This is a genomic window from Microbacterium cucumeris (assembly GCF_058349845.2).
The window spans coordinates 933,376-946,865 of the sequence record NZ_JBYRIZ020000001.1; the positions used below are offsets into that span (position 1 = coordinate 933,376).

A 13,490-nucleotide genomic window follows, 5' to 3' on the forward strand; every position below is an offset into this window, starting at 1 on the left:
TCGAGTCTACGAGAGGGAGTTGTTCCACATGGACAGCGCCGAGCCGATCGCCATGTGCATGTCGAGGTACTGATACGTGCCCAGGCGTCCACCGAAGTGGACGTCCTTCTCGCCCTTCGCCAGCTCACGGTACGCGAGCAGACCAGCGCGATCGTCGGCGGTGTTCACCGGGTAGTAGGGCTCGTCCGCGCGCTCGGCGAAGCGCGAGAACTCGCGCATGATGACGGTGCGGTCCTGCGCGAAGATCTCCTTGCGCTCCGGGTGGAAGTGCTTGAACTCGTGGATGCGCGTGTACGGGACGTCGGCATCCGGGTAGTTCATGACGCTGGTCCCCTGGAAGTCTCCGATCTCGAGGACCTCCTGCTCGAAGTCGAGCGTGCGCCAGCTGAGCGCACCCTCGGCGTAGTCGAAGTAGCGGTCCACAGGGCCCGTGTACACGATGGGCACCTGGCCGACGAGCGCCTTCTTGTTCAGCGGCTGCGCCTCGTCGAAGAAGTCCACGTCCAGCTTGACCTCGATGTTCGGGTGGTCCGCCATGCGCTCGAGCCACGCCGTGTAGCCGTCGGTGGGCAGGCCCTCCCACGTGTCGTTGAAGTAGCGGTTGTCGTACGTGTAACGCACGGGCAGGCGGCTGATGATGTCGCCCGAGAGCTTGTGGGGGTCGGTCTGCCACTGCTTGGCCGTGTAGTCGCGGAAGAACGCCTCGAACAGCGGGCGACCGACCAGCGCGATGCCCTTCTCCTCGAAGTTCGCGGCGGTGGCGACGTCGAACTCGCCGGCCTGCTCCTTCACGAGTGCGCGCGCCTCGGCGGGCGAGTACGCGGCCTGGAAGAACTGGTTGATCGTTCCCAGATTGACCGGCATCGGATAGACGACGCTCTTGTGGTTCGTGTACACGCGGTGCACGTAGTTCGTGAAGGTCGTGAACCGGTTCACGTACTCCCACACCGTCGCGTTCGAGGTGTGGAACAGGTGCGCGCCGTAGCGGTGGACCTCGATGCCGGTGGACGGCTCGGCTTCGCTGTAGGCGTTGCCTCCGATGTGGTGGCGGCGTTCGATGACGGTGACCCTGCGGCCCGCGTTCGCAGCGCGCTCGGCAATGGTGAGGCCGAAGAAACCCGACCCGACGACGAGGAGATCCATGACTCCATCGTATCGGCGAGCGCCAGGGAACCCGCTGCGAGAGCGGTTGTGCCAGCATGGGAGGCGTGAAGGGGATTATTCTCGCTGGGGGCTCGGGGACGCGGCTGCACCCGATCACGCTGGGCGTCTCGAAGCAGCTCATACCGGTGTACGACAAGCCGATGGTCTACTACCCGCTGTCGACGCTCATGCTCGCCGGCATCAGGGAGATCCTGGTGATCACGACGCCGCACGATGCGGAGCACTTCGTGCGGCTGCTGGGTGACGGCTCGCAGTTCGGGATCTCGATCTCCTTCGCGCAGCAACCGTCCCCGGACGGTCTCGCACAGGCGTTCACGATCGGCGCGGACTTCATCGGCGACGACGACGTCGCCCTCGTTCTCGGCGACAACCTGCTGTACGGCCCGGGCCTGGGCAGCCGTCTGTCGCGGTTCCGCGGGCTCGACGGCGGCGCGGTCTTCGCCTACTGGGTCGCCGAGCCCGGCGCGTACGGCGTCGTGGAGTTCGACGCCGAGGGGCGAGCGATCTCGCTGGAGGAGAAGCCGTCGGTCCCGAAGAGCAATTATGCGGTTCCGGGGCTCTACTTCTACGACAACGACGTGATCGAGATCGCTCGCGGGCTGGCGCCGAGCGCACGCGGGGAGTACGAGATCACGGACATCAACCGTGCCTACCTGGAGCGCGGGAAGCTGCAGGTGGAAGTGCTCCCCCGCGGCACGGCATGGTTGGACACGGGGACCTTCGACCAGATGACGGATGCCGGGGATTACGTGCGAACGATGGAACGCCGCACCGCGCTCAAGATCGGCGTCCCGGAAGAGGTCGCCTGGCGTCAGGGATTCCTCGACGACGCACAGCTGCACGAGCGCGCCCGGGCGCTGGTCAAGTCGGGCTACGGCGCGTATCTGCTGGAGCTGCTGGAGAGAGGGAAAGCGTGAGCCGTCTGCTCGTGACCGGAGGCGCCGGATTCATCGGCTCCAACTTCGTCCATCATGTGGTTGCGACGACCGACCACCACGTCACGGTTCTCGACGCCCTCACCTACGCCGGCAACCGCGCATCGCTGGACGGGCTGGATGAGGACCGGGTGACGTTCGTGCACGGCGACATCACGGACGCCGCACTTGTCGATTCGCTGTTCGCCGACGCGGATGCCGTGGTGCACTACGCCGCCGAGTCGCACAACGACAACTCGCTGGATGATCCGCGCCCGTTCCTGGACACGAACATCATCGGCACCTACACGCTGCTTGAGGCCGCTCGGCGGCACGGTACGCGGTTTCACCACATCTCCACCGACGAGGTGTACGGAGACCTCGAGCTCGACGACCCGGCCCGGTTCACCGAGTCGACACCGTACAACCCGTCCTCGCCATATTCGTCCACGAAAGCAGGAAGCGACCTTCTCGTGCGGGCCTGGGTCCGGTCGTTCGGAGTGAAGGCGACGATCTCGAACTGCTCCAACAACTACGGTCCATATCAGCACGTGGAGAAGTTCATCCCGCGGCAGATCACCAACGTGCTCCGCGGCATCCGCCCGAAGCTGTACGGAGCCGGCGAGAACGTGCGCGACTGGATCCACGCGGACGATCACTCCTCGGCCGTGCTCACCATCCTCGAGAAGGGCGAGATCGGTCAGACGTATCTCATCGGCGCGGACGGCGAGAAGAACAATCGCGAGGTCGTGGAGCTGATCCTGACCCTGATGGGACAGCCGGCGGATGCGTACGACCACGTCACTGACCGGGCCGGACACGACCTTCGGTACGCGATCGACTCCCGCAGGCTGCGCTCCGAACTGGGGTGGCGTCCGCGATTCGGCGACTTCGAGGCCGGGCTTGCGGCGACCATCGACTGGTACCGAACGCACGAGGACTGGTGGTCGCCGTCCAAGGACGCCACGGAGTCGTTCTACGCCTCGAAGGGGCAGTGATGACGCAGTTCGGCAAGGCTCTGTCGATCGGCGAGACCCCGATCCCCGGGCTCTTGATCGCCGACCTGCCCGTGCACGGCGACTCCCGCGGGTGGTTCAAGGAGAACTGGCAGCGCGAGAAGATGATCGCGGCGGGTCTGGCCGACTTCGGGCCGGTGCAGAACAACGTCTCGTTCAACGACGCGGTCGGCACCACGCGCGGCATCCACGCCGAACCGTGGGACAAATGGGTCTCGGTCGCCACCGGGCGTATCTTCGGAGCCTGGGTCGACCTGCGCGAGGGCCCCACATTCGGGGCGGTGTTCACGGCCGAGATCGATCCGTCCCGAGCGATCTTCGTCCCCCGAGGCGTCGGCAACGCCTATCAGACCCTCGAGCCGGACACGGCATACATATATCTCGTCAACGACCACTGGTCGCCGAACGCGAGCTATTCCTTCCTGAACCTCGCGGATGAGACCGTCGCGATCGACTGGCCGATCCCCCTGTCAGAGGTCGAGATCTCGGACAAGGATAGGAAGCATCCCCGTCTGGCGGAGGTCGCCGCCATCGCGCCTCGGCGGATCCTCGTGCTGGGAGCGGCCGGCCAGCTGGGACGTGCGCTGCGCGACCGCCTCGGCGATCAGGGGCACATCGAGTACGCGACCCGAGCGGAGCTCGACCTGTCCGCACCCGGGTTCGCCGGCGCCCGGCGCTGGCGGGACTACGGCACGATCGTCAATGCTGCGGCGTACACAGCAGTCGACACCGCCGAGACCCCCGATGGACGCTCGGCGGCCTGGGAGGCGAACGCGATGGCTGTGGGCGCACTGGCCTCCGTCGCACGGGACAACGGCATCACCCTCGTGCACGTCTCCAGCGACTATGTGTTCGACGGGACCGCAGACGCTCCCTATTCGGAGGACGCCTCGTTCAGCCCGCTGGGCGTGTACGGCCAGACCAAGGCCGCCGGCGACATCGCGGCGGCGACGGCGCCGCGGCACTACATCGTCCGCACTTCGTGGGTGATCGGCGACGGCAGGAACTTCGTCGCGACGATGCGCTCGCTCGCCGAACGCGGCGTGAGTCCGACGGTGGTCGGCGATCAGGTCGGTCGGCTGAGCTTCACGACGGACATCGCGGACGCGATCGTGCACCTACTGGAATCGCGCGCACCCCATGGCACGTACAACGTCACCAGCAGCGGGCCGCCGCGCACCTGGGCCGACATCGCCCGGGACGTGTACCGACTGACCGGTCACGACCCGGGCAAAGTCACCGAGGTCACCACCGCCGAGTACTTCGCCGGGGCAGTCGGGCCGGTGTCGCCGCGACCGGCGAACAGCGTGCTCGATCTGGCGAAGATCACAGCCACGGGCTTCACGCCGCGCGACGGCGCCGAAGCACTCGCCGAGTATCTCGGCGCCTGACCGGAAGACGAGAACTCCCCGCGGCGCAGGCCTGTGGGGAGTTCTTTCCGCCGGGGGGGTCAGCCGGCGGTGCCGACGACGATGCGCGGGGTTCCCGCCCACAGCGCGGCATCCGAGGCGTTGCGGCCGTCGACGAGGAGCTTCACCCCGGGGATGCTCTCCGGGGTGAGCTGCTTGTAGTCGGCGTGATCCGTCTGCAGGATCGCCAGGTCGGCGGCATCCCCCAGCGCATAGGGCTGGAAGCCGAGCGCGCGCAGTTCGTCGTCGGTGTACAGCGGGTCGTGGACGTAGACCTCGGCGCCCCGCTCGGTGAGAGCGGTCACCGTCGGGAAGACGCCGGAGAACGCGGTCTCCTTGACTCCCCCGCGGTAGGCGGCGCCCAGCACGACCGCCCGGCGGCCGGACAGGTCCCCGAGGATGCCCTCGGCCTGCGCCACGAGGCGCTCCGGCATCGACGCATTGAGCTGGCGGGCGACCCGGACGATGTCGGCGTCGGGGTCCGTCGAGAGGTAGAGGCGCGGGTACACCGGGATGCAGTGTCCGCCGACCGCGATGCCGGGACGGTGGATGTGGCTGTACGGCTGGGAGTTGCAGGCCTCGATGACCTTGTAGACGTCGATGCCGTGCGATGCCGCGAAGAGTCCGAACTGGTTCGCGAGTCCGATGTTGACATCGCGGTACGTGGTCTCAGCGAGCTTGGCCATCTCGGACGCCTCGGTCGAACCGAGGTCCCACACCCCGTTCGGGCGGGGCAGATCGTGCCGCTCGTCGAACTGCAGCACGGCCTCGTAGAACTCGCGGGCGCGGCGGGTGCCCTCGGGGGACAGTGCGCCGATGAGCTTGGGGTACTTGCGCAGGTCCTCGAAGACGCGGCCGGTCAGCACGCGCTCGGGCGAGTACACGACGTGGAAGTCTACGCCCTCGGTGAGACCGGAGCCCTGTTCGAGCATCGGCTTCCAGCGCGTCCGGGTGGTGCCGACGGGCAGGGTCGTCTCGTACGAGACGAGCGTGCCGGGGGTCAGGTGCTCGGCGAGCGAGGTCGTCGCGGCATCCATGTACTTGAAGTCGGGCTCCCAGGTCTCGTCGTTGACGAAGACCGGGGCGACCAGGACGACCGCGTCCGCACCGGGGATCGCCTCGGCGTAATCGGTCGTGGCGCGCAGCTTGCCGGCCGGGATCAGCTCGGCCAGACGCTCCTGCAGGTGGGCTTCACCGGGGAACGGCTCCTGCCCTGCGTTGATGGTGTCGACGGCCTTCTGGTTGACGTCGACGCCGATGACATCGTGACCGGAGGAGGCGAACTGGACGGCGAGGGGAAGCCCGATCTTTCCGAGGGCCACGACGGCGATACGCATGGGATCCAGTCTACGGGGCGGTGGATGCGGAGGCGTTCAGGAGGGTCTCGACGACCCGCTGCGCGGCTCGTCCGTCCCCATATGGTGCCGCATCGGTGTCCGCCGGGCGCGGACGGGAGACGCCGGCGGCGATCTCCTCGGCGGTGTTGGCGAGGATGTTCCACCCGAAGTCGATCGTCTCGACCCATTCGGTCTCCGTGCGCACGGTCGTGCAGGGCACGCGCAGGAGGAACGCCTCCTTCTGCAGTCCTCCGGAGTCCGTGACGACGCCGGCGCTGGACACCGCGGCGGCGATGAGATCCGGATACGCGAGAGGCGCGTGCGCGACCAGTGAGCCCTGCGTGAGTTCGATGCCGTGCGCGGCTGCCTTGGTGACCACGCGCGGATGCGCCAGCAGGATGACCGGCTTGTCGAGCCCGGCCAGACCGGCCGCGACCTCGGCGAGCCGCGCAGGATCGTCGGTGTTCTCCGCGCGGTGGATCGTCGCAACGTAATACTCCCCCGGCGTGAGCCCGAGTTCGTCCACGAGCACGGACGGTCGTCCGGCGACCTCGTCGCGTACTTCGAGCAGCACGTCGGTCATGACATCGCCCACCAGGACCGTCCGGGCTGCGAGCCCTTCGCTCGCGAGATGATCGACGGCCACCTGGGTGGGCGCGAGGAGCAGATCTGCGGCATGGTCGGTCATGACCCGATTGTGCTCTTCGGGCATGCGGCGATTGAAGCTGCGCAGGCCCGCCTCGAGGTGAGCGACGGGGATGTGCATCTTCACGGCGCTCAGAGCCGCCGCGACCGTGGAATTCGTGTCGCCGTACACGAGGACCCAGTCCGGGCGGTGCTCGTCGAACACGGCGTCCAGCGCCGCGAGCATGGCGCCCGTCTGCACACCGTGGGAGCCGCTGCCGACACCGAGGTGCACGTCGGGGGCGCCGATGCCGAGATCCTCGAAGAACACATCCGAGAGCATCGGGTCGTAGTGCTGGCCGGTGTGCACGATGACGTGGTCGACACCGACGGCCTTCGCGGCCTTGTGGATGGGAGCGAGCTTGACGAACTGCGGGCGGGCCCCGACGACGCTGACGATCTTCACGGTCTGCGAGTCTACCGGGCTGTCATCGGGCGCCGGTGAACCAAGCTCTTTGCTGCCAGTTACTGCCCGACCAATCTGCTCAGGATCTCGTTCTCGATCAGGACATCAGCGTCTGACGAAAGAGATTCCGCCACACGGTCGGTGGCTGTCTTGAAACCGGTGATCTGGTCGGCTGTGAGCCCGCGGATGGCGGTCGCGAGGTCCGCCGCCGAGTAGCCTGCTGCGATGACACCCAGACCGTTCTCCTCGATCAGGCGGTCGGTCTCGACGGACGGGCCGAACACGAAACCCAAGCGGGCCTGGACGAAGTCGAAGAACTTGTTGGGGAGCATCAGCCGGTGGTTCGGCGTATGCGGCGGAAGAGCATAGACGCCGAGATCGTAGGCATTCAAGGTCGCCGGCAGCTCATCCGGTGTCACAGCCGCGTGCAGCTGCGTGCGAGGACTCTGCGCGATACGAGAGACCAGCTGCTTCCAGTACGACTCCGCCTGCCGCGACTGCACGAGGTACAGGTCGAGCGTGTAGCCGTCGCCGAGAAGATCGACGGCATCGATGATCGCTTCCAGGTTGCGTCCTGGAACTGCGCCCCCGCTGTGGACCAGACGCGTGTGATCAACGGGCGGCGAGGGCTTGAGATCGGGTCGGTAAGCGATGGCGTTGCGAACGACATCGCAGCGGACGCCGAACTGCTCGTGATACATCTGCGCGATCGAGCCGTTGACGGTCGTCGCGGCAGCCACGCGAGGCAGATACTGGGCGCAGACCCAGGTCATGAACGGCGCGACCAGCAGCCGCCACGAAAGGACATGCGTCCGCTCAGCCGGTGCCCACTCATGCAGGTCACACCAGACCTTCGGAGACCCGGCCACCTCGAAGGCGAGGGGAAGGGCTCTCGCCTCGTTCGCGACCACGATGTCGAACTCGCGGTCACCGAGGAGTTCCCTGGCTGCCTTGACGGCGGGTGCGCCCATGGCGACGGATCGGAATCGCCGCAGCGCGAGTTTGACGACGCCGGCCGGTGTCTGCGGCAGCGAGGGCAGTTCGCTCGGGATCGAGAGATGATCCGCAGCCGCGTCCGGACGGTCACCGTAGGAGAGCGTTGTGACCTCGCCATGGCGAGCGAGCACCTCCAGCTGGCGCAGTACGCGAGCGTCGCTGCGGATGTCCGAGAACGAGATGCAGAGGATTCGGACGGTCATGACACTGCTTCCTGGTAATGATCAGCGAGTTGCGCGGCGCTCACAGCTAGGCTTCGATTCTTCACGACGAACGCCCGGGCACGCTGCCCCATGGCCGCGTGCTCAGCTTCGGGGAGTGCCAGGATCTGCTCGAGCGCGCCGCCGAGTTGCACGACATCCCCTTCCGGGACGAGCAGCCCCGTGCTCGCATCCTCGAACATCTCGCGGGCACCACCGGAATCGTAGACGACGACCGGGACGCCCATGGCTTGGGCTTCGAGAGTCACGAGGCCGGCGGCTTCACGCCATCCTCTCCACTCCTGCGTCGGCAACGCGAGCGCAGTCGCGTCTCCCAGAAGCTGCTTGATCCGGTCGCGCGTGACCGAGCCGAGAACCTCGACGTGCGGATGCTCGGAAGCGGCGCGATCGAGCAGCTCCCGCAGCGGCCCATCCCCCGCGAAAACCAGCCGATGCGGCAACCGCGGGGTGATGGTCAAGGATGCCGCGAGAAGATCGCGCACGCCCTTCGCTTCGGACAGCGCACCGACGAAGGCGATCACGGGAACATCATGGCGCTCGCGCCGGCCGGCCGGGGTGTACAGGTCCGTGTCGATGCCCTGATAATGCACTTCGACCTTCCGGGGATCGGCCCCGGCCTCAACGGCTCGCCCCGCCAGATAATCGCTGACGGCCAGAATCGACGTCGCCTCATCGAACGCGCGCAGCACCGTTCGCTGATGCCGCGCCAAGAGCGCTCGGGAGGTGCCGCGACGGGAGGCGAGCGGAGTCAGCGGCACGTAGACGTCCGCGCCATGCACGGTGAGAAGCAGCGGGACCTGGCGACGACGGTGTGCGCGCACCGCTGCGCCCGACAGGTTGGCGAAGTGCTGGTGGATCACGTCGGGCGTCCAGCGCGAGATCGCCCTCGACGTCGGCACGTCCAGCAACGGGGCGACCTGGTTCCTGAAAGCATAGGGGCGGCGGCGCAGCAGCGGGATGCTCCGGCTCACGTCGGTGATCGCGATACGCTCCGACACCGCGTCGTCGGTCACATCCGCAGCGGACGCGAAGAACCGGAAATCGAACCTGTCGCTCAACGCGATCGCGTGCTGCACTGCGAAGTAGGTCGGCGGCACCCGCAGAGTGACTTTCGTGACGGCCACCCTCATGATCGCTCCCACTGGTCCACTCGCTTCCGCAGCGCATCGATGCGAGCGCCCAGCTGGCGCTCACGTGCGAAACGGCGCCCCCATGCCTGGGCGTCCGCTCGGTCGGCCGGGGTCTGAGCGAGCGACCGTGTCGCCGCTGCGATCAAGGCCGTCGCCACATCCTCCGCGGCGAGCGAGACCGTCGCGTCCCACGCGGGCGACTCTCGCAGCACATCGGTCGCCGCGTTCCTCGGGTCGTGAACGGATACGATCGGGATTCCGGTCGCCGCATACTCGTAGACTTTGCCGCTGGTCACGTAACGTCCACTCCCGAGGGCAAGAACCAGGACGTCCAGATCCGCGTAGACTCCCCCGATCGTCGCCTTGCTCACCGGACCGGCGAAGACGACCCCGTCCCGTTCCGCTTCGGCGAGCGCGTCGCCGGCTGATCCCGAGCCACCGAAGTGGCCGAGGTAGCCGTGCACGACGAGCTGTGAACCACGGAGCATGTCGGAGCGCTCCCGCGCTCGCTTCCACCCGGCGACAAGCTCACGCATCGGAACGTTCTCGGACACCGTGCCGATGTATCCGAATCGCAGGCCGCCACGACGCTCCGGTCGAATCGGGACCTGCAGGGGGATCTCGTACTCGTCGTACCCGTTCGCCACGATCTGCATGCGCTCGGCGGCGGCGTGGTTGCGTTCCTGGTGCCACTTCGCGATGGGTTCGTTCACGAACCAGATCTCCTCGGCGGCATCCTGCATGCCCCGCTCCCAGCGACCGACTCTCGACCGATCGGAATGAAGCGTGCGTCCGGAGAAGACGTCGAGTCGCCATGCATCCCGGTAGTCCATCACGTACGGGACGCCCGCTGCGCGATTCAACGCCCACCCGGGAATGAAGTCCACGTGGGGATTCGCGGTACCCAGCGCGAGGTCGACCGGCCGTTCCCGGTGCACACGACTCGCGGCCCTCTCCAGTGTGGGACGCCAGCGGCCGTAGGCGCGTTCCGGGAAACGCACGAGGTCATGCCTCCAGTCCGCCGCGATCCACAGCTCCGGATGACGAGCGCGGAGCCGCGTCCACGCCGCCATGTCCGAACTGAATGCCGGCGTCGACACCGGAAGGCGCTCGATACGGATGCGGGGATCGATGCGACGCTCCAGCGCCTCGTCTCCACCCGTCGAATCGAGGAACAGTTCGCGAGGGGTCGTGAGCACCGTGACATCCCAGCCGCGAGTGGCGAACGCGTTCACCGTCGCCAGCGCACGGTAGACGCCGCCCGCGCGGCTGGGCGGAAAGCCCCACGCCGTGTAGAGCAGGTGCGGGCGCACGCTCATCGGCTCTGCGCGATCACGTTCCGGGCAGCCGGGTACCCGGCGACCGCGGCGATCTCGCGCCACTTGCGTAAGGCCAGCCTGTGCCAGGCCCAGGCCGCGTATCCGCCGTCCCGTTCCGGGGCAACGATAAGGTCTGCCTTGCGGACCTCTTGCCCGACCCGCGGGTCGGAACGAGTCGCGCGCCAGAACCGCACTCCGGTGTCCAGCGGCGTGGCACGCACGAGTGTGCGCGCCAGTACGTTCCCGCGCGCGGCCTCGACGAGACGTGCGGACAGCGCTCCCTGCCCCACCGCGATGCGCCCCGGCTCGTCGGATCCGTCGCCTGCCCATCGGACGACAGTGACGTAGTCATCGGGAGCCAGGACTGGCAGGACCTCGGCGGTATAGGAATCAGTCGGCGAGAAGATGACCACGCGCATCAGGTGCTGCTCCGTTCGGACAGGTTCGTGACTTCGCTCACGGCGTGCTGGAGTTGCCGGTGCCGCTCCCACTGTGCGCCCCAGGCGATCGCGCGGGCACGGGATGTCTCCGTCTGGGAACGGATCGCGTGGACACCGGCGATGAAGGCATCCGCGATATCCGATGCATCCAGCGATACCGCCGGTGTCCATACCGGCGAGCCGGACATGATCGACGACGCCGCGCTTGCGGGGTCGTGCACGGAGACGACAGGGAGTCCTGTGCCTGCGAACTCGAACACCTTGCCGCTTGTGACGCCGGGACCGCTGGCGAGGGCGAGGACAAGGGCATCGAACCCCGCGTACACCGCACTGACGTCAGCCTTTGCGACCGGTCCGCCATATTCGATGCCCGCGTCGGACGCGCGATGGAGGAAGTCCTCGAGCTCGGCGTCCGCGATGCCCGTTCGACCGAGGTGTCCGCGCAAGACCAGCCGCGCAGACGCGACCTCGTCGGATCGACTGCGAGCCAGACGCCAGCCGTCGAGCAACGGCTCGGCCGGAAACTGGCCGAGGTTGATCGTGCCGATGTAGCCGAAGGTGAGCGTCTCCCCTGGCGCCGAGAAGGCGACCGCGGGCGAAACGCCGCCGACGACGTCGAATCCGTTCGGAACGACGCGCATCCGGGTCGCCGCGTCCGGATACTTCTCCGCGTGCCAGTCCCGGATCGGGTCGTTCACGAACCACACCTGGTCGGCGACGTCGATCAGCCGTGACTCCCACCGCTCGGAGCGCGCCGTCGCGCGCGGGTTGCGACCTCCGCTGAAGACGTCGATCGTCCACGCGTCCCGATAGTCCATGATGGTGCGCACGCCATGCTTGCGCTTGAGATACCAGCCGGGGATGAAGTCGACCGACGGGCTCGCCGTGCCGAGGGCGACATCCACGGGATCCTCCCTGTGGATCCCCTCTGCGGCCTTCTCCAGCGCCGTGGCCCAATCGCCGAACCCATGCTCGGGGAATCGACGTCCGTGCACCGCAGACCACAGCTCCGCGTGTCGGGCACGCGCCCAGTTCCACTCCGAGATATCACTCGAATAGAAGACCGAGGAGAACGGCACTTCGATGACCCGAACTCGCTCATCCACCTGCGCCGACAATGACCGGTCCATGACCCCCTCGTCGGCGAACACCTTCTCGGGTGCGGTGAGAACGGTCACCCGCCATCCAGCTTCCGAGAAGGCGTTCGCCAGTCCGATCGCCCGATACACGCCGCTCGTGCGCGCCGGCGCGAAGGCCCACGCGGTCAACAGCAGGTGCCGACTCACGAAGGGACGCCCTTCCCGAGGAATGGCGCGAGCACACGAGACGCGAGGGATCCGTCGTGCACGGCCGCCACGTACTCCGGACCGCGCTGCGCGATCTCCCGGTAATGCTCCGGACGTGCGGCGACATCGCGCAGGATGTCGCCGATGGTGTCAGGCGTGGCTTCGACCACCGGAGCTTCAAGGCCGGTGATCTCGCGGATGTGATCACGTACTTGATCATGCAGGTGGGCCAGCACCAGGCGCCCAGCAGCCATGGCCTCGATCGATGTCGTCGAATAGATCCCGACTGCGAACTGGTCGAGCACGACGTCTGCCTGCGCATAGCGGCTCGGCATCTCGGATGCCGGAACCCTGATGATGCGCTGGTAGTCGATGATGCCGTCGGCCGACAGCTGCTCGACCACCGGTTCGATGAGCGCCGTGCCCTTGACCGCCGGATTCGTCGGTGCATGCAACACGATCGGCACATCGCCGGAGAGTGCCGGGCGATCGTTGGTCCAGTCAGCCGGGTCGATCACATTCGGCAGCCACACAGCGTCCGGCCAATCACCCAGGAGTTCAGGCGTCGCAACGAAAACCGGGACGCCGAGTTTCTCGAGAAGCCGGCGATTCTTCAGTGCCCTCGCTTCGAGCGCCGCGATCCATGTCGGCTCGCCATCGCGGAACGGCGACCACCGGTCGAGCTGCGCATGCCGGCTCGGCAATCGCAGGTCGGTACCGTGACTCACCAGTCCCACCTCGAGGCCGCGGTCGAGCAACCAGCGCGCTTCACGTTCCATGCGCCCGAGGAAGGCGAGGCCGAACATCGGCCGCTCCGCTTCGAACACTGCATGCGTGAAGCCCTGCGCAACAGCATCCCGCTGGCGGCGGCCCCAAGACCCCGAGTTCCAGAACACCCGTTCGGATACCGAGTAATCCGCGGGGAATCCGAAATCACCGGCGGTGCGATACTGCATATTGACGGCGCCGACACCGGGGAGACGCTCCGCGGCTCTTGCCCATCGGTATCCCTGCGCGGCGAAGTTGGCCGGCGCGATGTACAACCGAGTGTCGCCCGACGGTGCGGTGACGGGCTGAGGCACGTCTGACAGTGCGAAACGCCGTGCGGCCGGGCGCAACGACACGGACACTCGATCGGGCAGCAGTCCCAGCGCCATCCCGACCCTCG

The 13,490-nt window shown here is 67.2% G+C and carries 12 protein-coding genes; 3 read left to right on the forward strand and 9 right to left on the reverse strand.

Annotated elements, in window-relative coordinates; genetic code table 11:
* Positions 1 to 6 precede the first annotated feature (6 nt).
* Complete coding sequence (gene glf / locus AC3RXZ_RS04645) at positions 7 to 1,143, reverse strand: UDP-galactopyranose mutase (protein ID WP_243224856.1); 1,137 nt, start codon at positions 1,141 to 1,143, stop codon at positions 7 to 9.
* A 65-nt stretch (positions 1,144 to 1,208) separates the two neighbouring features.
* On the opposite strand from glf, the gene rfbA reads away from it, so the two are divergent.
* The 3 genes from rfbA to AC3RXZ_RS04660 are packed head-to-tail and all read left to right on the forward strand — an operon-like array spanning position 1,209 to position 4,485.
* Positions 1,209 to 2,081 (forward strand): glucose-1-phosphate thymidylyltransferase RfbA, encoded by an 873-nt coding sequence (gene rfbA / locus AC3RXZ_RS04650; RefSeq protein ID WP_491493285.1) that lies wholly within the window; start codon positions 1,209 to 1,211, stop codon positions 2,079 to 2,081.
* The gene (rfbB, locus tag AC3RXZ_RS04655; protein WP_243224854.1) at positions 2,078 to 3,076 is read left to right on the forward strand and encodes a dTDP-glucose 4,6-dehydratase; all 999 of its coding nucleotides are present in this window, start codon (positions 2,078 to 2,080) and stop codon (positions 3,074 to 3,076) included. Before rfbA ends, rfbB begins: the two co-directional genes overlap by 4 nt.
* The gene (locus AC3RXZ_RS04660) at positions 3,076 to 4,485 is read left to right on the forward strand and encodes a sugar nucleotide-binding protein (protein ID WP_243224853.1); all 1,410 of its coding nucleotides are present in this window, start codon (positions 3,076 to 3,078) and stop codon (positions 4,483 to 4,485) included. Before rfbB ends, AC3RXZ_RS04660 begins: the two co-directional genes overlap by 1 nt.
* Positions 4,486 to 4,544: 59 nt before the next feature.
* Here AC3RXZ_RS04660 and AC3RXZ_RS04665 read toward each other — a convergent pair whose 3' ends face one another.
* From AC3RXZ_RS04665 to AC3RXZ_RS04700, 8 genes are all read right to left on the reverse strand, one after another.
* Complete coding sequence (locus AC3RXZ_RS04665) at positions 4,545 to 5,840, reverse strand: nucleotide sugar dehydrogenase (RefSeq protein WP_243224852.1); 1,296 nt, start codon at positions 5,838 to 5,840, stop codon at positions 4,545 to 4,547.
* A gap of 10 nt (positions 5,841 to 5,850) precedes the next feature.
* Positions 5,851 to 6,930, reverse strand: a complete 1,080-nt coding sequence (gene wecB, locus AC3RXZ_RS04670) for a non-hydrolyzing UDP-N-acetylglucosamine 2-epimerase (RefSeq protein ID WP_491493286.1) — start codon at positions 6,928 to 6,930, stop codon at positions 5,851 to 5,853.
* A gap of 59 nt (positions 6,931 to 6,989) precedes the next feature.
* Entirely contained in the window at positions 6,990 to 7,901 is a 912-nt protein-coding gene (locus tag AC3RXZ_RS04675; protein ID WP_491493287.1) for a glycosyltransferase family protein, read from the reverse strand.
* Between the two features lie 224 nt (positions 7,902 to 8,125).
* The gene (locus tag AC3RXZ_RS04680; RefSeq protein ID WP_491493288.1) at positions 8,126 to 9,277 is read right to left on the reverse strand and encodes a glycosyltransferase; all 1,152 of its coding nucleotides are present in this window, start codon (positions 9,275 to 9,277) and stop codon (positions 8,126 to 8,128) included.
* Positions 9,274 to 10,596, reverse strand: a complete 1,323-nt coding sequence (locus AC3RXZ_RS04685) for a glycosyltransferase (protein ID WP_491493289.1) — start codon at positions 10,594 to 10,596, stop codon at positions 9,274 to 9,276. The genes AC3RXZ_RS04680 and AC3RXZ_RS04685 overlap by 4 nt, the downstream gene beginning before the upstream one ends.
* A complete protein-coding gene (locus AC3RXZ_RS04690; RefSeq protein WP_491493290.1) occupies positions 10,593 to 11,015 on the reverse strand; it encodes a hypothetical protein in 423 nt (140 codons plus the stop codon). The genes AC3RXZ_RS04685 and AC3RXZ_RS04690 overlap by 4 nt, the downstream gene beginning before the upstream one ends.
* Positions 11,015 to 12,322, reverse strand: coding sequence for a glycosyltransferase (locus tag AC3RXZ_RS04695; protein WP_491493291.1), 1,308 nt, complete (start codon positions 12,320 to 12,322; stop codon positions 11,015 to 11,017). Before AC3RXZ_RS04695 ends, AC3RXZ_RS04690 begins: the two co-directional genes overlap by 1 nt.
* The gene (locus AC3RXZ_RS04700) at positions 12,319 to 13,479 is read right to left on the reverse strand and encodes a glycosyltransferase (RefSeq protein WP_491493292.1); all 1,161 of its coding nucleotides are present in this window, start codon (positions 13,477 to 13,479) and stop codon (positions 12,319 to 12,321) included. The genes AC3RXZ_RS04695 and AC3RXZ_RS04700 overlap by 4 nt, the downstream gene beginning before the upstream one ends.
* Positions 13,480 to 13,490 lie beyond the last annotated feature (11 nt).

What these genes read in the sequence shown, in the direction of transcription:
- glf (WP_243224856.1), bottom strand. Translation starts at nt 1,143, where the DNA reads ATGGATCTCCTCGTCGTCGGGTCGGGTTTCTTCGGCCTCACCATTGCC.
- AC3RXZ_RS04660 (WP_243224853.1), top strand. Translation starts at nt 3,076, where the DNA reads ATGACGCAGTTCGGCAAGGCTCTGTCGATCGGCGAGACCCCGATCCCC.
- AC3RXZ_RS04665 (WP_243224852.1), bottom strand. Translation starts at nt 5,840, where the DNA reads ATGCGTATCGCCGTCGTGGCCCTCGGAAAGATCGGGCTTCCCCTCGCC.
- AC3RXZ_RS04675 (WP_491493287.1), bottom strand. Translation starts at nt 7,901, where the DNA reads ATGGGCGCACCCGCCGTCAAGGCAGCCAGGGAACTCCTCGGTGACCGC.
- AC3RXZ_RS04680 (WP_491493288.1), bottom strand. Translation starts at nt 9,277, where the DNA reads ATGAGGGTGGCCGTCACGAAAGTCACTCTGCGGGTGCCGCCGACCTAC.
- AC3RXZ_RS04685 (WP_491493289.1), bottom strand. Translation starts at nt 10,596, where the DNA reads ATGAGCGTGCGCCCGCACCTGCTCTACACGGCGTGGGGCTTTCCGCCC.
- AC3RXZ_RS04690 (WP_491493290.1), bottom strand. Translation starts at nt 11,015, where the DNA reads ATGCGCGTGGTCATCTTCTCGCCGACTGATTCCTATACCGCCGAGGTC.
- AC3RXZ_RS04700 (WP_491493292.1), bottom strand. Translation starts at nt 13,479, where the DNA reads ATGGCGCTGGGACTGCTGCCCGATCGAGTGTCCGTGTCGTTGCGCCCG.